The organism is Ensifer adhaerens (assembly GCF_002007205.1).
GTDB lineage: Bacteria > Pseudomonadota > Alphaproteobacteria > Rhizobiales > Rhizobiaceae > Ensifer > Ensifer adhaerens_D.
The window spans coordinates 470,579-491,255 of the sequence record NZ_LAZS01000006.1; the positions used below are offsets into that span (position 1 = coordinate 470,579).

Below are 20,677 nucleotides of genomic sequence, written 5' to 3' on the forward strand. Positions count from 1 at the left end.
TCCGATGAAAAAGTGCGAATTCTCCGAGAAGCGGGAACAGATCGTAGCTGAAGCAATTCGCCCCGTGGCGACCGAACTGCGTCTGATCGACGCCGCCGATTTCATCGCGCTGTTGCGGTTCGAGTCCTATGCCAGCCTTGCTGACCTCGTCGAATCGGCAGCGGAGCTCTATTTCCTTCCCGGCACGGTCAATTTCGGCCTCGGCGGCAACTACAATCTGGATTGGGACTGCGAGCCGGAAATCGTGCTCGACCTCGAACTGAAACCTCGCGGCGTGACCATCTACGTCCGTCTGTCGCTCGGCAACGAGACGGCGGGAATCGAAATCAGCCACATCAATTTCCAGAACCCTTCGTCCGATCCGGACGAGAACACGGCCTTCCTGGCGCGCAGCCTGACGGAGGCGAAATTCATCAAGTCCTATGAGTTGCCGCTGGCGAGCTGAGAGCACCTGTCGGACGGCTCTCGACCGGACGCGCGATAGACGCTGTCAGGTTAGTTTCCGGCGGCCGCGCGGCTCAAAAGGCCGGCGCGATCCGTCGTTTGTCCAGATTAGCTGATATAGCCGAGGCGGATCGCCTTGGCGATCGCCTGGATGCGGTTGACCGAATCGAGCTTTGTCGTCGCAGCGCCGAGATAGGCGTTGACCGTGTGGACCGAAAGCCCCATGCGCTCGGCGATCTCTTCGCTGATGTGACCGTCGCCCGCCATCTGCAGACAGGCGATCTCGCGGTCGCTCAAGGTTTCCGCCGGCGCGACGCGTTTTTCGTCGGCCGCCAGCAGATCGGTCATGATCATGCAGCTGCGGCCGTGCAGATCGACCACCTGCTCGGTGGAGGCGTCGACATAGCTGCCGGCAAAGACGACATAGCCATTGCCCTGGGCGCCGAGCCTGACGGGAAAGGCGATGCCGGAATAGGGAAGCTTGCGGCCCTTCAGGCGATGCGCAAAAGGCGCAAGGTCTGAGAGCTCGGCCGCCTGGTGCTCGCCGGCACCGTTCCAAAGGATCGGCAGCAACGACTGGTCGAGATGGGCGACCAGTTCTTCGCCATAGGCAGTGACGAGATCATGGGCGTTCGCCTCGGCCGCGACACCCCAGTTGTCGAGGACGCAGGTCAGCTTTCGCGCGCTGCCTGTCCCCTTGCCGTTGAGGCGCAGGACTGCGAAGTGCTTGGCGTTGATTTGACGCTGCATGGCCTGCAGGCGCGTGACCAATGTGGCCGCACGCGCGGCGCGGTTGCCGTTCCTTGCGAGCTTCTGCTCGTCCTCGATCCGACCGCCGCCAAGAAAATGCGTCATCGCGCCCGCCCCTCACACAAGATTGTTGCGCACCGCGTAGGCAATCGCTTCCGACCGCGTCCTGGTCGCGGTCTTGCGCATGACGCTGGTGATGTAGTTGTTGATGGTGTTGCGCGAAATGCCGAGGATCACTGCGATCTCTTCGCTCGTCTTGCCTTCGGCAATCCAGAACAGGCACTCGAGTTCGCGCTCCGTGAGCTCGAAGTCCCGGTCATGGCGAACTTCGGCGCGCGTGGTGAAGCTTGCCAGGTACCCCGCCAGAAGCGTGACGTCGCGCAGGTTCTCCTGCGACAGGATCACGTCATCCGGGACCAGCAGCATCAGGGAAAACCGCAGCCGTCCGACATTGAAGGTGATGGCGCAATATTCGCGACTGATGCCGCGCGGCAGTTCGATATCATCAGGCAGCGCATAAAAACAGGGCTGCAGCACGGCGAGGCACTTTTCCAGCTCGGTGGTCTTGGCATGGAGCGCGGTGATCACGCCGGAAAGCCGTCGGACGACGTCGAAGGGCCAATCGGAGCAGACGACATGGTCGAGCCCGCTGTCCTGCGAGAGATCGTAGCGTGCCAGGAGATAATGGCTCGCACCGACATATTCCGTCAGCGCCGAAAGACCACTTCCGAGACCACCCCGCCCGGCGACTTCGCCCAGTCGTCGCAAAAGCTGATCGCGCGAAAACCCGCCGCCGCGTGCGCGTGTCGGTGCCGTCGGCAAAGGCCAGACAGCAATGTCTGCTTGCGAAATGTCCATGAGTTCAGCCCCTGTACCGGATCCACATCCCGGAACTGCATTTGCGCTGCCGCCGCCAACAGCCGGCCGAAGCCGATTATTACCACCAGTCGCAGATCAGGACGCGAATCAACTGCTAAAAATGTACATCGGAGCGAGAAAAAAAACATCGCCCTCTTCTGGCTATTTACTTCGCATCGCGTGCATGTCGCGAATCGCGATCGAAACATCCCGCGAATGTCCCACCGCTGCCGCAGTATTCGTCACGGATTGGCAACATGTTGAAAGACAAAGTCTTTTCTCGCAAAGACCTGCTGTTTCCACGGCCAAGACCGGCTTGGATGCAGCGTCACAGACGGCAAAGTGGGCGATTTGATCCCAAAAAAGGACGTTTTCTCGCCGGCGCAGAATTTCGAATTCGCCAGATATTATACTTTGTTCTCACAGCTGTTGCTCAAATGCACCAGCCGATTTTCAGAGAGCGCTCATTTTACCAATATATAAATTGTGAAACTCATAGAATAAATTCTGACAGTAACGATGATATATTTTCAATAAACTCTGTATAGCGCGATTCCAGCATAGTAGATGGCAACGGGGAATGCACGTCATGCGGGCGCGCCGAATCTATAAATTAAGATATCGTTAAAATGTTACCATCCCGACATCCGGCAGGACTCAGCCGAACTCCCTTCGAAACTTGAAGCAAATTCGAAGCCAGATCAAAACCGGCAGCCAGACTCCCGCAATATTTACCCCGAACATCAAAACGCGTCGCCAGCGCAATGAGGCGCGCGGCGACAAAGAAAATCCCGCCACGAGGGCGGGATCTGCAAGACATCGCGAAGCCGTTTCCTGTTATCAGGCCGCCTTGTCGAGGGCCCACTTGCGCAGGATCTTGGCCGCGCGCTCTTCGCTGATCTCGACCATACGCGCCAGGCGCCGTTCCGGTCCTTCCTTGACGCGGCGGTTGAAGCCGCCGTCGTCGCCCATGTTGAGCAGGTCGTCGGTGCTGTCGAAGCCGAAGTCCGAGCCGAAGCCTTCCATGAGGGCTCCGCCGGCGCCAGCGGTCGCCGGCGAGAAGTCCGGCAGTTCGAGGCCCGCGGCTTCGCCCTGGAGCTGGCCGGCATTGCCGCCGAGACCGAGCTGGCGAGCGAGCGGCCGCATGCCCATCCAGACGACCAGGAAGGCGACCACGATGAAGGCAAGGGCGTTGATGATGCCGCCGAGGTTGCGGGTCAGCGTCTCCATCACGCCGGGGCCGGCAACAGCCTGGTCGAGCAATTGCGTCTCGACGAAGTCCATGGCGGTCAGGGTCACGATATCGCCGCGGCTGGTGTCGAGGCCGGCGGCCGAAGCGACGATCTTCTGCATGTCAGCGAGATAGGCGTCGATCTTTGCCTGGTCGGCCGGTTCGCCGACCATCGCGGCCAGGCGGCCACGGTTGACGACGACGGCAACGGAGAGGCGCTCGACCGTGTAGCTGTTCTTGACGGTGGCGATCGTCTTGCTGTTGATCTCGTAGTTGGTCTGCTCTTCTTTTTTCTCGGCTTCGTCGCTCGACCTCGGGCCGGCGCCGCCGGTCGGAGCGGCCTGCGGAATGTTCTGCTGCACGGTCGCGGCATTGTCCGGCTGCTGCTGGCTGGACTTCTGCTCTTCCTTGGTCACACGGGTCGAGCGCTCGACGCGCGATTCCGGATCAAAGACCGTTTCCTGGATCTGCTGCGTATCGGTGTTGAGGCGCGCCGTGACGCTGGAGCGGAAGTTGTCCATCCCCAGGAACGGGGCCAGGGCATTGTCGATCTTCTTCTCAAGCTCGGTCTGCACGTTCTGGACGACACCGAGCGACTGGTTGAGCGCGCTGTTGGCCGGATCGTCGCCGGAGGCGAGCAACTGCCCGGTCGAATCGAGCACCGTCACGTCGTCGACGTCGAGCCCCGGTACGGAAGAGGCGACGAGATGCCGGATCGAAGCGGCGGCACTGCGGCCAACGGTGGCGCTGGCGCGGATCATGACCGAGGCGGTCGGGTTCTGGTCAGCCTTGCGGAAGCTGCCGCGCTCCGGCATCACGATGTGGACGCGGGCGGCGGCGATGCCGGAGATCTGCTGGATGGTGCGGCCGATTTCGCCTTCAAGCGCGCGCACGCGGGTCACTTCCTGCATGAAGGAGGTGAGGCCGAGCGAACCGACATTGTCGAAGAGTTCGTAACCGGCGTTGGCGCTGCTCGGCAGGCCACGCTCGGCGAGCAGCAGGCGTGCCTTGCTGGTCATGCCAACGGGAACCTGGAGACTGGCGCCGTCAGCCCCCACATTGAAGTCGATGTTGGCCTCCGCCAGCGCGATGCTGATCTGGGTGACATCGCTGCGTTCGAGCCCGACATAGAGCGTCTCGAACGAGGGTCTGTTGACGTAAATTCCGGCCCCGAGCACCATGCCGACCGCGACAATGCCAGCCGCCGCCAACGCGATCAGCTTGCCTTGCCCGAGACTGCTCAGGTTCTTCGTGAACGTCGAGAGTTGATCCAACAGACTCATTCTGTTTCCGCACCCAGTATCGCAAGGTCAACGGGCCGATCATCGGCCGAGCGCCCTGCGCAGTTCCAACATTCGGGTTTTCTGGGTATCGACATGCCGAGTATCGACTTCCAATGCGCGCGAATCCACCAGTCCCGATCCGGACCGTAGGAAACGAAACTTGCGCGAACTTGGCCAGATGAGCCCAACAGGAGCGCCGGAGGCTTCGCCGCAGAACTTATCCACCGGCGCGAAACGGGCTGGGCGGCGCGACCAAACCGACGCGCCAAGCCGCGGCCGCATCGAGATGCGGCGTATCAACAAACTGATTTTACAGCGATAATTTCAGACTTGCGGTCGGGAACGCACTTTGCGAGCGTCAGAACGCTTCGAAATCGCCGGCCGCCTTCGTCAGCGGCTGCGAGTGGCCGTGGCGCAACATGCCGTTGCCAAGTGCCTTTTTCATGTCGGCAAGCTTCACCAGGTTGACGGCGGTGGTGACGTCGACCATCCAGGCGTCCGGGATCGACGCGGTAATCGTGTCGATGAATTCGGCAAGCCCGCGGGTCTTCTGCACGGCCAGGTCGATGCCCTGCAGCACCATCATCTTGTCGGGGTTCGCAAGCGCATCGGCGCCCTCGTCGCCGGCGAGCTGTGGCTCGATCCGCTCGATCAGATAGGCGACGTCATGCAGTTCTGTGACAATGCGCATCAGCACTTCGGGGAGCGCTTCTTCCACGTGCGGCATGTGGCCCTTGTAGTCGGTCTGCATCGGTATGTCTCACGTGGCTCGGGGCTTCGGTAGAAGTCGTAGTTCAGGCCTGCGAGGCGCCTGCCTCGCAGGGTCAGAAGAATTCGATGGAGCTTTCGGCCGGCTTCGGCGCGACGATCGGGCGTTCCTCCATCTGCACCGTGCGCTGGGTCTCGACGCCGGTCAGGGCATATTGCCGGGCGCGACCGCTGGACGGCCAGTATTCGAGCTTGCGGCCGTGCTCGCCGCCGGTGCTCTCGCCGACGATGCGGATACCCTCGTCGAGCAGGAACTGGCGCGCGAAGGCGGCGTTCTGCTCGCCGACATTGGAGAAGCGCGCGATCGTCTTGGCGCCGCCAAAGATCTTGGCTTCAAGACGGTCTCGCCGAGCACCCTGCTTGAGGAGGCCGTTGATGAGCAACTCCATGAGGTGGACCCCGTAGCGGGTCGCATCGCCGCCGGAGATGGGCGACGTCGCGGAACCGGGCAGCAGAAAGTGGTTCATGCCGCCGACGCCGACCACGGGATCGCGCATGCAGGCTGCCACGCAGGAACCGAGAATGGTCGACAGCACGATGTTCGGATCGTTGAAGACCTTGTACTCGCCCTGGATGACATGCACGCGCTTGCCGGCGGATTCCATGTTCATTTGAGCGCCCCGAACACGGCTTCGATCGCAGCCTTCATCTTTTCGATGGTGAAGGGCTTGGCGAGAACATTGTTGGCACCAAGCGCCGCCGCCTTCTGAACCAGCGCACGATCGCCCTGGGCCGTCAGGATGATGAAGGCCGCCTTCTTCGTCGCCGGGTTGGAGCGGACCGCCTGCAGCAGGCCAAGGCCGTCCATCTTCGGCATGTTGAAGTCGGAGATCACCAGGTGGTGCGGGTTCTGGGCCATGATCTTCATGCCCTGCTCCCCATCACCGGCAGCGGTGATCTGCTTGAAGCCGAGCTGCTGCAGGGCATCACCCAGGAGTAGGCGGCTCGTCACCTGATCGTCGACGATCAGAACTTTGATTTTTTCGGCGATGGACATTATTCGCTTCCTTCCTTGCGGAGCGCCGCTGCTTTCAGGACCTCCTCCCCGATGGAGCCGAGGGGGAGCTGGGTTTCAACGGCGCCCAATTCATAGGCGACTCTCGGCATGCCGTAGACGACACATGTCTTTTCGTTCTGGCCGAAGGTCTTTGCTCCGGCATGCCGCATTTTCAGAAGACCGGAGGCGCCGTCGCGCCCCATGCCGGTCAGAATGACACCGATCGCATTGCGGCCGGCGAGCTCAGCGACGGAATCGAACAGCACATCCACCGAAGGGCGATGGCCGTTGACCGGATCGCGGTCGACCAGGCGGCAGCAGGGTGCCGTCGCGTTGGCGACCTGCAGGTGACGCTCGCCGCCGGGCGCCAGGTAGACCTTGCCGATTTCGAGCCGCGCACCGTCCGTCGCCTCCTGCACCGTCGGCGCGCAGAGGCGGTTCAGCCGCTCCGCGAAGCTCTTGGTGAAGGTGTGCGGCATGTGCTGCGTGATGACCGTCGGCGGGCAATTGGCCGGGAACTTCTGCAGCACCGTGATCAGGGCTTCGACGCCGCCGGTCGAGGCGCCGATGGCGATGATCTTGCGGCCGGCCCGGTACTCGGACGCCGTATTCGCATTGGCCGGAGCCGGCGCCGCGACCTTATTGCCGGTGATGATGAACTTGCGCTGCGAGCGAGCGGCCGCCTTTACCTTGTCGACGAGGCCGGCAAAGGGATGCGGGTCGCCCGGATGCGGCTTGCCGACGCAATCGAAGGCGCCGATCTCGAGTGCTGCGATCGTCGCTTCAGCGCCCTTGTGGGTCAGCGTCGAGACCATGATGACCGGCATGGGCCTGAGCCGCATGATCTTGTCGAGGAATTCGAGGCCGTTCATGTTCGGCATTTCGATGTCGAGGGTGATGACGTCAGGGTCGAGCTGCTTGATCGCCTGGCGCGCTTCCATGGCGTCGGCCGCCTGGCCGACGACGGTCACATCGGGATCGGCGTTCAGGACAGCGGTAATCAGGCCACGCATGGTGGCGGAGTCGTCAACGACGAGAACACGAGCGGGAGCGGTCATGCCCGTCCTCCATGAAACTTGCCGGTATGGCGGTAGGTGGTGATGCCGATATTGTCGAAGTGCGACTTGGCGTCGCCAGACACGCGCTCGGAATGGCCGATATAAAGATGACCGTCGGTGTTGAGCATGCCGGCGAAGCGCGACCAGATCTTCATCTGCGTCGGCTCGTCGAAATAGATCACGACGTTGCGGCAGAAGATGACGTCGAACGGCCCCTTGAACGGCCATTGCGCCATCAGGTTCAGCTCGTTGAAGGTGATCAGCCGCTTGACGCGATCATCGACCTGCCACTTGAAGCGGCCGCCGGCATTGACCTCCGAGAAGTATTGCTTGCGCATTGCCGGGTTGACGGTTTCGAGCGCGGTCGCGTCGTAGGCCCCGGCGCGGGCGAGCGCCAGGATCTTCGGGTCGATATCGGTCGCCAGGATGCGGAAGTCGTAGTCGGCCGCATTCGGCAGCAGCGACAGAACCGTCAGCGCGATCGAATAGGGTTCCTGGCCATCGGAACAGGCGGCCGACCAGATGCGCACCCGGCCACCGGCCTTGGCACGCGCGATCAGTTCCGGCAGCACATCGGTCTTCAGATGCTCAAAATGATGGTTCTCGCGGAAGAACCGCGTGAAGTTGGTCGTCAGGTGTGAAAGCATGTCACGCCGCGCGGCAGCACCGGCGGGCGAAGAGACCAGCTGGCAATACTCGCGGAAGCCCTTGAGCCCGAGATTGCGGATATGCTTCGACAGGCGCGAATAGACGAGCGATGCCTTGGTCTCGTTGAGATAGATGCCGGCATCCGCATAGATCATCGCGGCGATCTCGGTGAGATCACGACGGGTTAGCGGATACTCGCCGCTCGCCAGGCATTCGTCCGGCGACAGTTTCTGTTCGAAGGCGACCTGGTTCCTCATGCGGCTTCCCTTTCTTCCTGCGGGAAGATCGCTTCCAGCTCGATGAGGCAGATCATCCGGCCTTCGATCGCGAGCACGCCACGGGCAAAGCTCTTTTCGAACTCGGACGAGATGACGTCGGGCGTCGGCTGGATCTTGTCGTCGGTGATCGTCAGGATGTCGGAGACGGCATCCACCAGAAGGCCGACGACCTGGCTTTTCACCTGGGCGACGATGATGACGTGGCGCACGGTCGGTTCGGCCGGCTTCATGCCGAGCCGGGCCGAAAGATCGACGATCGGCAGCACGGCACCGCGCAGATTGATCACGCCGAGCACGTAAGGTGGCGCATGCGGCATCGATGTCGCAGGCGTCCAGCCACGGATCTCGCGCACCTGCATGATGTTTACGCAGAATTCCTGATCCCCGACGCGGAAAGCGATCAGCTCCCGTCCGTCCGTCGTCAGATTTTTTGCGGCATAGGTCATTGTCATTATCCGGCAGCAGCAAGTGACATTTCAGGCTTCAGCGAATGCCCGCGCGAGGCGGCGACGATCGCATCGACGTCGAGGATGAGCGCGACGCGCCCGTCGCCGAGAATGGTCGCGGCGGCGATGCCCGGCACGTGCGTGTAGTTGGCCTCGAGGCTCTTGATCACCACCTGGCGCTGCCCCTGGATCGCATCGACCATCAGCGCACGCTGGCCGCCACCTTCCGATTCGACGAGCAGGGCGACGCCTTCGACCGGGTTCGCCTGGATGGCACGGAAGTTGAGGATCCGGCCGACGTCGACGAGCGGGCAGAAGGAGTTGCGGATCGAGATCAGCCGCTGGTTGGAGCCGAAGGAATGGATCGCTGCGGCTTCCGGCTGCAAGGTCTCGACGATTGCCGTCAGCGGCACCACCAGTGTCTGGTTGGCGACGGTGACGACCATGCCGTCGAGCACGGCGAGCGTCAGCGGCAGGCTCATGGTGAAGACCGAGCCGTGGCCCGGCTTCGAGGAGATGTTGATGCGACCGCCGAGCGCCTGGATCGAACGCTTGACCACGTCCATGCCAACGCCGCGGCCGGAAATGTCGGAGATCTTGTCCGCCGTCGAGAAGCCGGCGTGGAAGATCAGGTTGTCGATCTCTTCGTCCGAAAGATTGGCGTCGGCGGTGATCAGATCGTTGTCGATCGCCTTCTGGCGCACCTTCTCGCGGTTGATGCCGGCGCCGTCGTCGGCAAGCTCGATGACGATGCGACCGGAACGGTGCTTGGCCGTCAGGCGCACCGTGCCTTCGGCGCTCTTGCCGGCGGCAAGGCGCTTCTCCGGCGTTTCGAGACCGTGGTCGACGGCGTTGCGGATCATGTGGGTCAGCGGCTCGGCAAGCTTGTCGATGACCGTCTTGTCGACTTCGGTGTTCTCGCCTTCAGTGATCAGGCGAACCGACTTGCCGGTCATGTCGGCGATTTCGCGGACGATACGCGACATGCGCTGGAACACCGGCTTCACCGGCTGCGCACGGATCGCCATCACCGAATCCTGGATCTCGCGGGTGAGCTGCTGCAGCTCTTCGAGGCCCATATTGATCGAGGACGTGCCGTTGTTGTCGTTTTCGACGACGCTCTGCGAGAGCATCGCCTGGTTGATGACCAGTTCGCCGACAAGGTTGATCAGGCGATCGACACGATCGAGATCGACGCGGATGGTCGGCGTTGCAGCCGATGCGGCAGCCTGTTGCGCGGCAGCGCTCTGGGCGGCGGCACTGGCTGCCGCCGGCGCCGGCTTCTCGGCCGGTGTGCGAGCGGCGGACTGCGCCATCTGCAGCACGTTGCTGGCCGTCCCCGCGGCGGAAACCGCAGCGTCGCGATCCTGCCGCCGGGAGGCGAGCTGTTCTTCTTCCTCGACGACACCGACCAATACCGCCGGCTCATCATCCAGGATCGACAGATCAAAGGGCACCGGCTGCATCGGCAGCTCTTCGCCCGACTGCGTAGCCTCGTCCTCGACCAGGGAAATCTCCAGGTCGCAATCCCACTCGGCAAATTCGAAGACGGTGCGGATCGCGTCCTCGCCCTTGTCGGTCTTGAGCGAGATCTTCCAGAAGAAGTAGGCACTCTCCGGGCTCAAGCGATCGAGCGTCGGCAATGCGCCCATGTCGCAATGGATGCTCATCTCGCCAAGGCGGGAGAGGTCGCGCAGAAGCAGCGTTGCCTCGTTGCCCTTGGCATAGAGATCGGACTTCGGCTTGAAGACGATCTCGTAGACGGGCATGTCCATCAGCGGCTCTTCGGCCGCATCGAAGTCGTCGAAGGAAAAGGCGACCGGCTGGAAGCCTTCGTCGTTGACCGGCGGCGGGGCCACGACCGCGACGGGCTTGGCGACCGGCTCAACCGCTGCTGCGGAAGCCTGCGGCACTTCGCCGTTTGCGAGCGCCTCGAGCTCCTTGATGAGCTGGCGGCTGCGGGCCTCGTCGACGCTGCCGCCGTCGCGGGCGGCATTGGTGAGGTCAGCCAAGACGTCGGCCGACTTCAGCATCACCTTCAGCACTTCCGGTCCGGGATCGAGCCGGTTGGAACGAACGCAATCAAGGGTCGTCTCGAACACATGCGCGAACGAGACGAGGTCGTCGAGCCCGAAGGCGCCGGCGCCACCCTTGATGGAGTGCACCGCACGGAAAACGGCATTGACCGTTTCCGGGTCGCGGTCGCCATCATTGAGCTTCAGCAGACCCGATTCCAGTTCGGCGAGCTGCTCCTCGCATTCCTGGAAGAAGATCTCTTTGATTTCGTTCATATCCATTGGAGGCTATCCCCGGACTTCAGGCCGTTACGCGCTCGATTGCATCGATGAGTTTGGTGGGGTCGAACGGCTTGACGATCCAGCCCGTTGCTCCCGCCTGGCGTGCGCGGTTCTTCTTTTCCGCGTCGCTTTCGGTGGTCAGCACCAGGATCGGAATGGCGCGGTAGCGATCGTTCTTGCGCACGCCTTCGATGAAGCCGAAACCGTCGAGACGCGGCATGTTGATGTCGGTGACGATCACGTCGGGATTGGCTTCCTCAAGGACCTCAAGGCCCTCGACGCCGTCCTCGGCCTGGATCGTTTCGAAACCGGCATTGTTCAACGTGACCAGCAGCATGTTTCGGATCGTCCGAGAGTCGTCGACCGTCAGAACTCGCTTCTTCATTTCTCAAATCTCCTTTGCCACCAGGTGGTCGATCTCGACCCCGATGAGCTGTGTCGTTTTCTCGAAAGCGTCCGACACCTTGCTGAAGGTGAAAGACAAATGATCCTCTTCCCAGGTCTTGGCGCCGGCCATCAGCACCTGAACACAAAGCGTGCCGACCCGCTCGACCGCGGAAGCGTCGATCACGATGTCGCTGCCCTTGAGCGCGAGCAGCTTCTCGTGCAGTGCCGTCGCCTCGTTCAGGTCCAAAACCGGAGCGAGGCTGAGCGTCTTCTGAGCGGTCTTCTTGCTGGCCATTCCTGTCTTCCTCGACTGCTAACTCTCTACTGCCCTTGAAATCAGCGCTGCCAGCCGGCGAGCCGGCGCTGCAGCCCATCGTCAAACAGCGGCGGTACCGGCTCGTCGGCAACGGCCGACGCCTGACGGAAGGGCTCGCTGCCGGCGCGTGTCGGCGAAACCGGACGACGGCGCTCCAGGCGGAACTGGCGGATCGTCTCGCCGAGCTCGACGATGACCGTATGAAGATCGTCGGTCGAGCGGACCGTCTCGCCGGCAAGGGCGGCACTTGCCTCGACACCCCGGGAAATCGTGCCGATCTCGGTCGCAACGCCCCTGAGGTCGCCGACCTGCTGCTCCGCCTCGCGGGCGATGCCGGAAACGGCGGAATTGATCGACGTGACCTGCTCGACGATGCTGCTGATCGCATCCTGGGTGCGGCCGACGATCTCGACGCCGGTCTCGACCTGCGCCTTCGTGCCGGAAACAAGCTGCTTGATTTCGCGCGCCGCTTCTCCGGAACGCTGCGCCAGCGCGCGCACTTCCTGGGCGACGACGGCAAAACCGCGACCGCTGTCGCCGGCGCGTGCCGCTTCGATGCCGGCATTGAGCGCCAGCAGATTGGTCTGGAAGGCGATCTCGTCGATGACACCGATGATCTGGCCGATCTTTTCGGCCGATGCTTCGATGTCGGCCATGGCGGAAATCGCCTGGCCGGCGATCTCGCCGCTGCGTTCGACGGCGATGCGTGTCTCGTTGGTCTTCGTTTCCGTGGCGCTGATCCGTCCCGAGCCGGTCGCCATGCGTCCGGCCATGTCGGCGAGCGCTGCAAGCTGCCCGGAAAGCGCTTCGGCTTCGGCGCTTGCCTTGTCGGAGAACGATGCTGCGCCGCCGCGCATGCGGTCGACCAGCGTTTCGGCAGCACGGCTGCGCTGATCCGATGTCTGGAGGCTTTGCTGGATCTGCTCGAGCGCTGCGTTCAGGCTCGCGACGATCGGCTGATAGGCTTCAACCGCCGTTTCCGGCAGCCGAGCGCCGAGATCGCCCTGGCTCACGCCTTCGGCAAAGTCGCCGAAGAGCGCCTTGACCTCCAGTTCGTCGGCGCTGCGCTGTTCGGCGAGTTGCCGCTGATGCTGCTGTCGAAGCGCATTGAAACGGAGCGAAACGCCGATCTCGGTATCGACAAAAGTGGTGCGCACCAGCGCGGCAACCAGCTCGCAGAGTTCGCGGCGGCGCGCCTTGCCCATCGGCAGGAAGGACTTTGGCCAGGCATCCTCGATCAGTCCGACGATCAGATGTTCTAGCACGACGGCGTGGCTTGCCATCTGCCAGCGCGGGTCGAGGCCCATGCGGCTTGCGGTGTCTGCGAGCACCTTGATGCGCTCGGCATAGAGCCCGTCGAAGCGCGCGTCGGTCAACACGCTCCAGTGCGACGACTGAAGGTCCTGAAGGCGATCGATCTGGCGGTCGCTGTCGAAATGGCGCGCGGCGTCGGGATAGGTCTGGAGGCGCTGGAAAAGATCGCGAAGCGCCTGATCAATGCGGGGAGAAAGCTTCTGTCGGTTATCCCGGACGCGGTTGCAGGTCTCGTCGTCGAGCCCGGCAAAACGCAGGCGCTCCAGCAGGCTGCCTGCCTGGCCCTTTTTTGCCTGTTCTGACGATGATTCCTGCCTCAACGCTGATCCCCGGGTAATACGCGTTTTCGAATTTCCTGGGGAGGTTCAAGGGAGCCACAGTCCACCGGACGTGCACGCCACATCGATGAGATCAGCCCCCGCCGTTAGCGTCTGCTGTCGTTCATCCCGCAAGTAAATTCGGTGAAGAATGGATACCGGACCGGAACCGGTACGGCGGGGCGGCATCATGCCTTGAGGAGACTTGTGAATTATCCCATTCCGACGTGTGGGACCATGTTTATGGTTAATTCCTTGCTTGAAGGTTAACGGTCCCTCGCCTCTAATCGGATTCACTAAAATTCACAGGGTGTTTTCGCGCGCTATTTTTGCGCTGCAACAAAAATGTAATAAACAGCCGCGAAACCAACAGGTTCTCAATCACAAGAGTTTAGAATTGTGCTTTGACTTGCGCTCGCGTATCGAAGCGAAAGTGAAGTGGGCGCTCAAATGCGCGAAGAAACCTTCGCACCGGGCAAAGCGACATCATGACGATGCGCTTACAGGAAACGAACAATGATTGTTCTTGGCATTGGCGCCGCACTCACAGCAATCCTGACGATGATGGCAGTATCGATCGTGCTCAACATCGAACATAACCGGTCGGCAAAGCGCAGCTCTGTGTTTTGATCGGGCTTTAGCCCGTCTCTTACTGACACAAGCAGGTATCTCTGCGGCCGGAAGCAGATGCGCTACGGCTGCTTTTCTTTGTCCGCGTGGTCCCGCGTCGCTTTCTGCCATGCCTGTGCATAGGCGACGAGGTTTTCCGTCGCCTCCCCCGAAAGCCGCTCTACGCCGGTCCGGACCCTGGAGCCCTTAACCAGGCATGCGGCTCCGAGGCTCGTACCCGTGATATTGTGGGGATCGGCAAAGACCGGCCGGCCGGTCGCGGCCGCGAGCATGCGCAGGTAGGTGCCGTTGGCGGCAAAGGGCCCTTCGACGACGATGTCTCCCCGCGCTCCGATCAGATCGAGGCAGGTCGCCGTCATCAGCGCCAGATAGAACGAGACGACCACGAAACGCTCATCGGGCTTAAGCATCCGTTGCTGCGTCGTCCACGTCGCCTTCAGGCCCGGAAAGGGCCCTGACCCCTCGGGGATCGACGGCAGCAGCATGTGCCGAGCCGAGGCAACGGCCTCCTCCGTCTCAGGCGGCACGGGGATCGCCCCCTCCCCGAACAAGAGCTGGAAGGCACGGCCGCCCATGAAGCGGGCCGAGGGCACGGGGTCGCCTGATGCGTTGACGTTGACAAGCGTATCGCGACGTTCGTCGAGCGGCCTCGGCTCCGCGCCCACCGCCAGCATGACGACCCAGGTGCCGGTGGAAACCACCGAGAAGGGCGATGCCCGCGTCAGCAGATGCGGCAGCAGCGACGCGTTGGAATCGTGAATGCCACAATAGACGGGCGTGCCTTCGGCAAGGCCGGTTGCGGCGCAGAGTTCCGGCAGCAAGGCACCGGCGATATCACTCGCCTTCAGCACCGGCGCAAAGAGCGGACGCCAGCCCTGACGTTCAACCAGGGACGAGTAGGTAGCGGCTCTCGGGTTCCAGAGATCCGTGTGGCAGCCGAGCGAGGTCAGCTCGTTTGAGAGCGTGCCAGTCAGCCGGTAGGTCCAGTACTGCGCATAGGTGAGGATCGAGGCGACCCTGGCAAAATCGTCCGGAAAGGTCTTCTGCTGCCAATAGAGCTGCGCACCAACATTGAGGCCCATCGGCAGGCGCGCCGAACCGGTTTCGGCAAAGGGCGGCCTTATGTCATCATATTCCGCAGCCAGGCTGTCCGGACCCGAATGTTCATAGTCGAGGACCGGAAGCGCCAGATTGCCTGATGCATCGAGCACGACCGCCGTCGCACCATGGGTGGTGATCGAGATTGCCTCGAAGGCGTGTTCGGCGTTCAGCGCCGCGAGGCTTTCCAACACGAATGTCCAGAGACGCTCGATATCGAAATGAGGATAAAGACCGTCGGTCAGCACCGCGTTCGCCGTCTTGCGGACGGCGATCTCCTCGAAACGATCGAGATCAACGGCCGCGACCTTGGCATTCGTCTTGCCGATATCAATGACACCAACGACCCGCATCAGATCAGTCCATATGAAAGACGGTCGTGAGCGGCACAGCCACCGGCTCGTTGTCGCCATGGGTTTCCATGATGTCGGCCATATAGGCCCACCATTTCCGCATGATCGGATGGGACGGCAGGTCGGCCATATGGTGGTCGTCGGTGCGCCAGAGCACGCCGAACAGCAGATTGGTTTCCTCGTCCAGATGGATGGAGTAGTCGGAGACGCCGGCTTCCTTCAGAAGTGCTGCCAGTTCCGGCCAGATCGCATCATGGCGGGCCTTGTATTCGGCGGCCATGCCCGGGTTCAAACGCATGCGGAACGCATATTTTTCCATCAGACCCTCAATGCGCCAGACGACGGCGGGCGCGCCGCCAGAGGATGGGGAGCGCGATCACCGAGATCAGCAGCAGCCCGATGAAGATCGACATGACGATGCCGGGCACGTTGAGCAGACCGAAGCCGAAGGTCACCATGCCCATGATCAGCGCGGCGAGCACGACGCCGGGGATGGTGCCGGAGCCGCCGAGAATGTTGACGCCGCCGAGCACCACCATCGTCACCACCTCAAGCTCCCAGCCGAGCGCGATCGACGGGCGTGTCGAACCGAGCCGCGAGGTCAGGCAGATCGAGGCGAGCCCCGCCATCAGGCCGGTCAGGAGAAACAGGATGAACTTCACGCGCGCGACACGGATGCCGGAAAATAGCGCCGCCGTCTGGTTGTTGCCGATGGCATAGACGGCGCGGCCGAAATTGGTCTTGTGCAGGACGACGCCGTAGACGATCGCAAGCACGACGAAGAGCGTGAACTCGAAGGAAAATACCCACCAGACATAACCCTGGCCGAACCAGGCAAAGCTGTCGGGATAGCTGGTAAAGGCCTGGTCGCCGAGGACAATGAAGGAGAGCCCGCGGAAAAGGCTCATGGTGCCGATCGTCACCACGATCGAGGGCAGCCCGAGGCCAGTGATCAGAAGGCCGTTGATCGCGCCACAGGCAAGCCCGACCGCAAGGCCGATCACCACCAGCGCCGGCGTGTCGAAGCCGAGCTGGACGGCATAACCCATGGCGGTCGACGCGAGCGCGATAATCGAGGCAACTGAAAGGTCGATCTCGCCGGAGATGATCACCAGCGCCATGGCAAAGGCGATGATCGCCTTTTCGGTAAAGTTGAAGGTGGCGTCCGAGAGGTTCCATGGATCAAGGAAATAGGGCGACGCCAGCGAGTTGCCGAGGAAGATGAGGCAGGCGACGACCAGCAGCAGGCTCTCCCAGCTCTTCAAAAGCCGAGCGCCGCGTCCTTCCAGCCGGTCGGGAATGTTACGCGGGGTCAGGTGGGTTTCCGCCATCAGACAGCCTCCGCTTTTCTCAAGATGACACGTCCCTTGCGCCGCTCGGCGCGGGCGTTGACGGCAACGGCAATGATGATGACCATGCCCGAAATCGCCATCTGCGCGAAAGGCGAGATGTTGATGACCGGCAGCGCGTTCTTGATGACGCCGAGAAACAGCGCGCCGAGCACGGCGCCGGCCACGGTACCGATACCGCCGGCGATCGAGATGCCGCCGATGACGCAGGCGGCGATGATGTCGAGTTCGAAACCAAGCGCGATGTCGACATAGGCGACGGCATAGCGCGACACCCAGAGATAGCCGGACAGCCCGGCAAGCGCGCCCGAAAGACAATAGGCGAAGAAGCGAGTACGGCCGACATCGATGCCGGTATAGACGGCCGCATGCGGATTGCCGCCGACCGCATAGAAGGCGCGCCCGAGTGCCGTGCGGCTCATCACCAGGAAGACGAGCCCGATCATGACAAGCGACAGCCAGGAGAGGACCGGGAATCCGGCGAGTTCATCGCGCGGCAATGCCTTGAACGCATCGCTCATCTGATGGGCGTTGATCCACTTGCCGTCGCTCAAGAGAAAGATCAGGCCACGATAGATGGTGAGCGTGCCGAGCGTGACGACGATCGGCGGGATATCGAGCTTCCAGACAAGCGCGCCGTTGATCATGCCGAGCAAAGTACCGAGCATGACGGCAGCAAGAATGATCAGCGGGATCGGCAAGCCGGGATAGGCGGCGTTCAGCATCGCCGCCATCATGCCGGACAGCGCCAGGTTGGCGGCCATCGAGAGGTCGATGCAGCGCGTCAGGATCACCGCCATCTGGCCAAGCGCCAGGATGATCAGGATCGAGGTGTCATTGTAGACGCGCGCGAGGTTCGAAGGCGCGACAAAAGCCGGAAAACGCCAGGTGATGAGCACAAGCAACACGGCGATCGCGGCGACGAGCAACAGTTCGCGGTTCTTGAGGATGTTTGCCATCACGCGGCCTCCTGGATGCCGGCGGCGGCGCGCACCAGCTTTTCCGCCGTCAGATCGGCACGCTCGAAGCGTCCGGCGATCCGGCCTTCGCGCATGACGATGACGCGGTCGGACATGCCCATGATCTCGGGGATTTCCGAGGAGACCATGATGACGCTGAGGCCTTCGGCCGCCAGTTCGCTCATGAAGGCATGGACTGCCGCCTTGGAGCCGATGTCGATGCCCTTGGTCGGCTCGTCGAGGATGATCACCTTCGGCCGCGTCGCCAGCCATTTGGCGATGACCACCTTCTGCTGGTTGCCGCCAGACAGCGTGCCGACGTCCTGGTCGAGCGAGGCCGCGCGCAGGTCGAGGCGCGAGGTGTATTCGCGGGCGATCGCGAACTCGTTGGCAAGCTTGAGGAAGCCGGAGCGCGAGGTGCGCGACAGCGACGGCAGCGTAACGTTCTGGAAAATCGGCAGGCCGATGATCGCACCCTGGCGGCCGCGCTCCTCCGGCACGTAGACGATGCCGGCACGGATCGCCTCGGAGGGGCTGCGGATCACCAGGATCTCGCCGTCGAGGCGGACGGCGCCGGCCGACGGCCGGGTCACGCCGATCAGCGACTGCATGAATTCCGAACGGCCGGCGCCGACCAGGCCGTAGAAGCCGAGGATCTCGCCGCGGCGAAGCTCGAAGTTGATGTCCTCAAATTCGGTCGGATGGCGGTAACCGGAAACGGTCAACACCGGCTCGCCGATCGCCACGTCCTTCTTCGGATAGACCGAACCGACGGCGCGGCCGACCATGAGACGCACCAGCTCGTCCTGGCTGACATCGGCAATCAGGCCTTCGTCCACCATGGTTCCGTCGCGAAAGACCGTGTAGCGGTCGGCGATGCGGAAGATCTCATCGAACTTGTGACTGATGAAGAGGATCGCCTTGCCCTCGGCTTTCAACCGTTCGACGAGGGCATAGAGCTCGTGGATTTCCTTGTGCGACAGCGCCGCTGTCGGCTCGTCCATGATCACCACCTGGGCATCGATGGAGAGCGCACGGGCGATCGCAACGAGGTGTTTCCTGGCGATGCCGAGATCGCGCAGGCGGATGGTCGGATCGAGATCGGCACCGGCGCGCGCGAGCAGGGCGCGTGCGTCGGCGTTGAGCTTCTTCCAGTCGATCAACCCGAAACGATTGCGCGGGGCGTGGCCGAGGAAGATGTTTTCGGCGACCGACAATTCGTCGAAGAGCACGGTCTCCTGGTGGATCGCGGTAACGCCAGCGCGTGCGGCTGCGAGCGCCGTCGGGAAATGCACTTCCTTGTCGGCAACGCAGATCGTGCCCTCGTCCGGTTGGTAGATACCGGTCAGGATCTTCACCAGCGTCGATTTGCCGGCGCCGTTCTCGCCGACCAGCGCTGTCACCGATCCCGGATAGAGCGACAACGAAACGTCGGAGAGCGCCTTCACGCCGGGGAAGGACTTCGAGATCCCCTCAAGCGCAATGGCGGGCTTCATCCGCGATGTGAGCGTATCCTGCAGCAAGAGACAGTCCACCTATTCAGTCGTTTCGATAACGTCTTGCAAGCGCGTCGGTCGCGCAGTTCGGATAGTCCCCACTGCCTTGGCAGTTCGGGGTTGCCCCTCACCCTAACCCTCTCCCCGCACGCGGGGAGAGGGAACGAGGATGCCGCGCTCGTCCCGCCTCGTCGAGAAGATGGGCAAACCGTTGCCGCAGGTTCCCTTCTCCCCGCAAGCGGGGAGAAGGTGCCGGCAGGCGGATGAGGGGCGCTCCCCTCACCGCGCGGATGAGGGCAATGCCGGTCCGGAGTTCGCAAGATCAGAAGATCTTGGCGAATTCCTCGACGTTCTTGGCGTCGTAGACGAACGGGTCGGCCATCGCGCCTTCGTTGTTGTCGTCGAGCTTGACAGCACCCATACGGCCCATCTTCAGTTCAGCGCCCGGCTTGGCTTCGGCACCACCGATCAGGTCATAAGCGATCATCGTTGCGGAATAGCCGAGGTCGATCGGGTTCCAGATCGCGAAGGACTTGGAAGCGCCCGACTTCACGTGGCCGGCCATTTCCGAGGGGAGGCCGAGGCCGGTGACATTGATCTGCCCGATCTTGCCGGCGTCGGTGACGGCCTGGGCGGCCGCGACGATGCCGACCGAGGTGGGCGCGATGATCGCCTTCAGGTTCGGATGGGACTGAATGAGGCCTTGCGTTTCGCGATAGGATTTGTCGGCAAGGTCGTCGCCATAGACGGTCGCAACGACATTGATGCCCTTGTAGTTGCCCTGAACCTTCTTCATCTCGGCGATCCAGGTGTTCTGGTTGGTCGCGGTCGCGGACGCCGAAAGCACGGCGACGTCGCCGCCCTCAGGCAGGTTGTCGGCGGCAAGCTTGATGATCATGTTACCGATCAAGGGGTTCGACGACGGATTGAGGTGCATCATCCGGCCGTCCTTGGCGACGCCCGAGTCCCAGGAGATGACCTTGATACCACGGTCCATCGCCTTCTTCAGCGCCGGAACGAGGGCGTCGGTGTCATTGGCCGAAACGGCGATCGCATCGACCTTCTGGGCGATCAGCGAATTGATCACCTCGATCTGGCCTTCGGCCGTCGTCGAGGTCGGGCCGGTATAGATCACCTCGACGTCACCCAGTTCCTTGGCGGCTTCCTGGGCGCCCTTGTTGGCGGCCTCGAAGAAGCCGATGCCGAGCGCCTTGACGACGAGCGCGATCTTCTTGTTTTCCGCATGCGCGGCATTGGCCATCAGCGCCAGCGAAACGGCGGCCGTGACCATCAGTGATTTCAGGATCTTCATGCTCATTTCCTCCCAATGACCGGCGCGCGACAGGCGTCGCCGGCGCGGCTTCCTCCGTTCGGCAACGAACCGGCCCCTTTTTTGGCCG

20 protein-coding genes are annotated in these 20,677 nt (G+C 62.4%); 1 reads left to right on the plus strand and 19 read right to left on the minus strand.

Annotated elements, in window-relative coordinates:
- Positions 1 to 4 precede the first annotated feature (4 nt).
- A complete protein-coding gene (locus XB14_RS14915) occupies positions 5 to 445 on the plus strand; it encodes a hypothetical protein (RefSeq protein ID WP_077962374.1) in 441 nt (146 codons plus the stop codon).
- A gap of 107 nt (positions 446 to 552) precedes the next feature.
- On the opposite strand, the gene visR is transcribed toward XB14_RS14915, so the two are convergent.
- From visR to rhaS, 19 genes are all read right to left on the minus strand, one after another.
- The gene (gene visR, locus XB14_RS14920; RefSeq protein WP_077962375.1) at positions 553 to 1,299 is read right to left on the minus strand and encodes a transcriptional regulator VisR; all 747 of its coding nucleotides are present in this window, start codon (positions 1,297 to 1,299) and stop codon (positions 553 to 555) included.
- A gap of 12 nt (positions 1,300 to 1,311) precedes the next feature.
- The gene (visN, locus tag XB14_RS14925) at positions 1,312 to 2,052 is read right to left on the minus strand and encodes a transcriptional regulator VisN (RefSeq protein WP_077962376.1); all 741 of its coding nucleotides are present in this window, start codon (positions 2,050 to 2,052) and stop codon (positions 1,312 to 1,314) included.
- 840 nt (positions 2,053 to 2,892) lie between these two features.
- A complete protein-coding gene (fliF, locus tag XB14_RS14930) occupies positions 2,893 to 4,566 on the minus strand; it encodes a flagellar basal-body MS-ring/collar protein FliF (protein WP_077962377.1) in 1,674 nt (557 codons plus the stop codon).
- Between the two features lie 358 nt (positions 4,567 to 4,924).
- Positions 4,925 to 5,317 carry a chemotaxis protein CheT gene (gene cheT / locus XB14_RS14935; RefSeq protein WP_077962378.1) on the minus strand — a complete coding sequence of 131 codons (393 nt, stop codon included), beginning with the start codon at positions 5,315 to 5,317 and terminating at the stop codon, positions 4,925 to 4,927.
- 73 nt (positions 5,318 to 5,390) lie between these two features.
- Positions 5,391 to 5,945, minus strand: a complete 555-nt coding sequence (cheD, locus tag XB14_RS14940) for a chemoreceptor glutamine deamidase CheD (RefSeq protein WP_077962379.1) — start codon at positions 5,943 to 5,945, stop codon at positions 5,391 to 5,393.
- Complete coding sequence (locus XB14_RS14945) at positions 5,942 to 6,331, minus strand: response regulator (RefSeq protein WP_025425902.1); 390 nt, start codon at positions 6,329 to 6,331, stop codon at positions 5,942 to 5,944. The genes cheD and XB14_RS14945 overlap by 4 nt, the downstream gene beginning before the upstream one ends.
- Positions 6,331 to 7,389 (minus strand): protein-glutamate methylesterase/protein-glutamine glutaminase, encoded by a 1,059-nt coding sequence (locus XB14_RS14950; protein ID WP_077962380.1) that lies wholly within the window; start codon positions 7,387 to 7,389, stop codon positions 6,331 to 6,333. Before XB14_RS14950 ends, XB14_RS14945 begins: the two co-directional genes overlap by 1 nt.
- Positions 7,386 to 8,294 (minus strand): protein-glutamate O-methyltransferase CheR, encoded by a 909-nt coding sequence (cheR, locus tag XB14_RS14955; RefSeq protein ID WP_077962381.1) that lies wholly within the window; start codon positions 8,292 to 8,294, stop codon positions 7,386 to 7,388. Before cheR ends, XB14_RS14950 begins: the two co-directional genes overlap by 4 nt.
- Positions 8,291 to 8,761 carry a chemotaxis protein CheW gene (locus XB14_RS14960; RefSeq protein ID WP_077962382.1) on the minus strand — a complete coding sequence of 157 codons (471 nt, stop codon included), beginning with the start codon at positions 8,759 to 8,761 and terminating at the stop codon, positions 8,291 to 8,293. Before XB14_RS14960 ends, cheR begins: the two co-directional genes overlap by 4 nt.
- Before the next feature lie 5 nt (positions 8,762 to 8,766).
- Positions 8,767 to 11,058 carry a chemotaxis protein CheA gene (locus XB14_RS14965; RefSeq protein WP_077962383.1) on the minus strand — a complete coding sequence of 764 codons (2,292 nt, stop codon included), beginning with the start codon at positions 11,056 to 11,058 and terminating at the stop codon, positions 8,767 to 8,769.
- A 19-nt stretch (positions 11,059 to 11,077) separates the two neighbouring features.
- Complete coding sequence (locus XB14_RS14970; protein WP_025425897.1) at positions 11,078 to 11,443, minus strand: response regulator; 366 nt, start codon at positions 11,441 to 11,443, stop codon at positions 11,078 to 11,080.
- A 3-nt stretch (positions 11,444 to 11,446) separates the two neighbouring features.
- Positions 11,447 to 11,740: an STAS domain-containing protein gene (locus XB14_RS14975; RefSeq protein WP_065372388.1), complete on the minus strand. Its 294-nt coding sequence runs from the start codon at positions 11,738 to 11,740 to the stop codon at positions 11,447 to 11,449.
- 41 nt (positions 11,741 to 11,781) lie between these two features.
- A complete protein-coding gene (locus XB14_RS14980; protein WP_077962384.1) occupies positions 11,782 to 13,395 on the minus strand; it encodes a globin-coupled sensor protein in 1,614 nt (537 codons plus the stop codon).
- 689 nt (positions 13,396 to 14,084) lie between these two features.
- Positions 14,085 to 15,473 (minus strand): FGGY-family carbohydrate kinase, encoded by a 1,389-nt coding sequence (locus XB14_RS14985; protein WP_077962385.1) that lies wholly within the window; start codon positions 15,471 to 15,473, stop codon positions 14,085 to 14,087.
- A gap of 4 nt (positions 15,474 to 15,477) precedes the next feature.
- Positions 15,478 to 15,792: an L-rhamnose mutarotase gene (rhaM, locus tag XB14_RS14990; protein ID WP_077962386.1), complete on the minus strand. Its 315-nt coding sequence runs from the start codon at positions 15,790 to 15,792 to the stop codon at positions 15,478 to 15,480.
- A 7-nt stretch (positions 15,793 to 15,799) separates the two neighbouring features.
- The gene (locus XB14_RS14995; RefSeq protein ID WP_077962387.1) at positions 15,800 to 16,804 is read right to left on the minus strand and encodes an ABC transporter permease; all 1,005 of its coding nucleotides are present in this window, start codon (positions 16,802 to 16,804) and stop codon (positions 15,800 to 15,802) included.
- The gene (locus tag XB14_RS15000) at positions 16,804 to 17,784 is read right to left on the minus strand and encodes an ABC transporter permease (protein ID WP_077962388.1); all 981 of its coding nucleotides are present in this window, start codon (positions 17,782 to 17,784) and stop codon (positions 16,804 to 16,806) included. Before XB14_RS15000 ends, XB14_RS14995 begins: the two co-directional genes overlap by 1 nt.
- The gene (locus tag XB14_RS15005; protein ID WP_077962389.1) at positions 17,781 to 19,277 is read right to left on the minus strand and encodes a sugar ABC transporter ATP-binding protein; all 1,497 of its coding nucleotides are present in this window, start codon (positions 19,275 to 19,277) and stop codon (positions 17,781 to 17,783) included. The genes XB14_RS15000 and XB14_RS15005 overlap by 4 nt, the downstream gene beginning before the upstream one ends.
- A 322-nt stretch (positions 19,278 to 19,599) precedes the next feature.
- On the minus strand, positions 19,600 to 20,589 hold the full coding sequence (gene rhaS, locus XB14_RS15010; RefSeq protein ID WP_077962390.1) for a rhamnose ABC transporter substrate-binding protein: 990 nt from the start codon (positions 20,587 to 20,589) through the stop codon (positions 19,600 to 19,602).
- Positions 20,590 to 20,677 lie beyond the last annotated feature (88 nt).

Excerpts from the sequence above, each read along its gene's own strand:
- XB14_RS14915 (WP_077962374.1), top strand. The coding sequence starts at position 5 with ATGAAAAAGTGCGAATTCTCCGAGAAGCGGGAACAGATCGTAGCTGAA.
- visR (WP_077962375.1), bottom strand. The coding sequence starts at position 1,299 with ATGACGCATTTTCTTGGCGGCGGTCGGATCGAGGACGAGCAGAAGCTC.
- visN (WP_077962376.1), bottom strand. The coding sequence starts at position 2,052 with ATGGACATTTCGCAAGCAGACATTGCTGTCTGGCCTTTGCCGACGGCA.
- fliF (WP_077962377.1), bottom strand. The coding sequence starts at position 4,566 with ATGAGTCTGTTGGATCAACTCTCGACGTTCACGAAGAACCTGAGCAGT.
- cheT (WP_077962378.1), bottom strand. The coding sequence starts at position 5,317 with ATGCAGACCGACTACAAGGGCCACATGCCGCACGTGGAAGAAGCGCTC.
- cheD (WP_077962379.1), bottom strand. The coding sequence starts at position 5,945 with ATGAACATGGAATCCGCCGGCAAGCGCGTGCATGTCATCCAGGGCGAG.
- XB14_RS14945 (WP_025425902.1), bottom strand. The coding sequence starts at position 6,331 with ATGTCCATCGCCGAAAAAATCAAAGTTCTGATCGTCGACGATCAGGTG.
- XB14_RS14950 (WP_077962380.1), bottom strand. The coding sequence starts at position 7,389 with ATGACCGCTCCCGCTCGTGTTCTCGTCGTTGACGACTCCGCCACCATG.
- cheR (WP_077962381.1), bottom strand. The coding sequence starts at position 8,294 with ATGAGGAACCAGGTCGCCTTCGAACAGAAACTGTCGCCGGACGAATGC.
- XB14_RS14960 (WP_077962382.1), bottom strand. The coding sequence starts at position 8,761 with ATGACCTATGCCGCAAAAAATCTGACGACGGACGGACGGGAGCTGATC.
- XB14_RS14965 (WP_077962383.1), bottom strand. The coding sequence starts at position 11,058 with ATGGATATGAACGAAATCAAAGAGATCTTCTTCCAGGAATGCGAGGAG.
- XB14_RS14970 (WP_025425897.1), bottom strand. The coding sequence starts at position 11,443 with ATGAAGAAGCGAGTTCTGACGGTCGACGACTCTCGGACGATCCGAAAC.
- XB14_RS14975 (WP_065372388.1), bottom strand. The coding sequence starts at position 11,740 with ATGGCCAGCAAGAAGACCGCTCAGAAGACGCTCAGCCTCGCTCCGGTT.
- XB14_RS14985 (WP_077962385.1), bottom strand. The coding sequence starts at position 15,473 with ATGCGGGTCGTTGGTGTCATTGATATCGGCAAGACGAATGCCAAGGTC.
- rhaM (WP_077962386.1), bottom strand. The coding sequence starts at position 15,792 with ATGGAAAAATATGCGTTCCGCATGCGTTTGAACCCGGGCATGGCCGCC.
- XB14_RS14995 (WP_077962387.1), bottom strand. The coding sequence starts at position 16,804 with ATGGCGGAAACCCACCTGACCCCGCGTAACATTCCCGACCGGCTGGAA.
- XB14_RS15005 (WP_077962389.1), bottom strand. The coding sequence starts at position 19,277 with ATGAAGCCCGCCATTGCGCTTGAGGGGATCTCGAAGTCCTTCCCCGGC.
- rhaS (WP_077962390.1), bottom strand. The coding sequence starts at position 20,589 with ATGAAGATCCTGAAATCACTGATGGTCACGGCCGCCGTTTCGCTGGCG.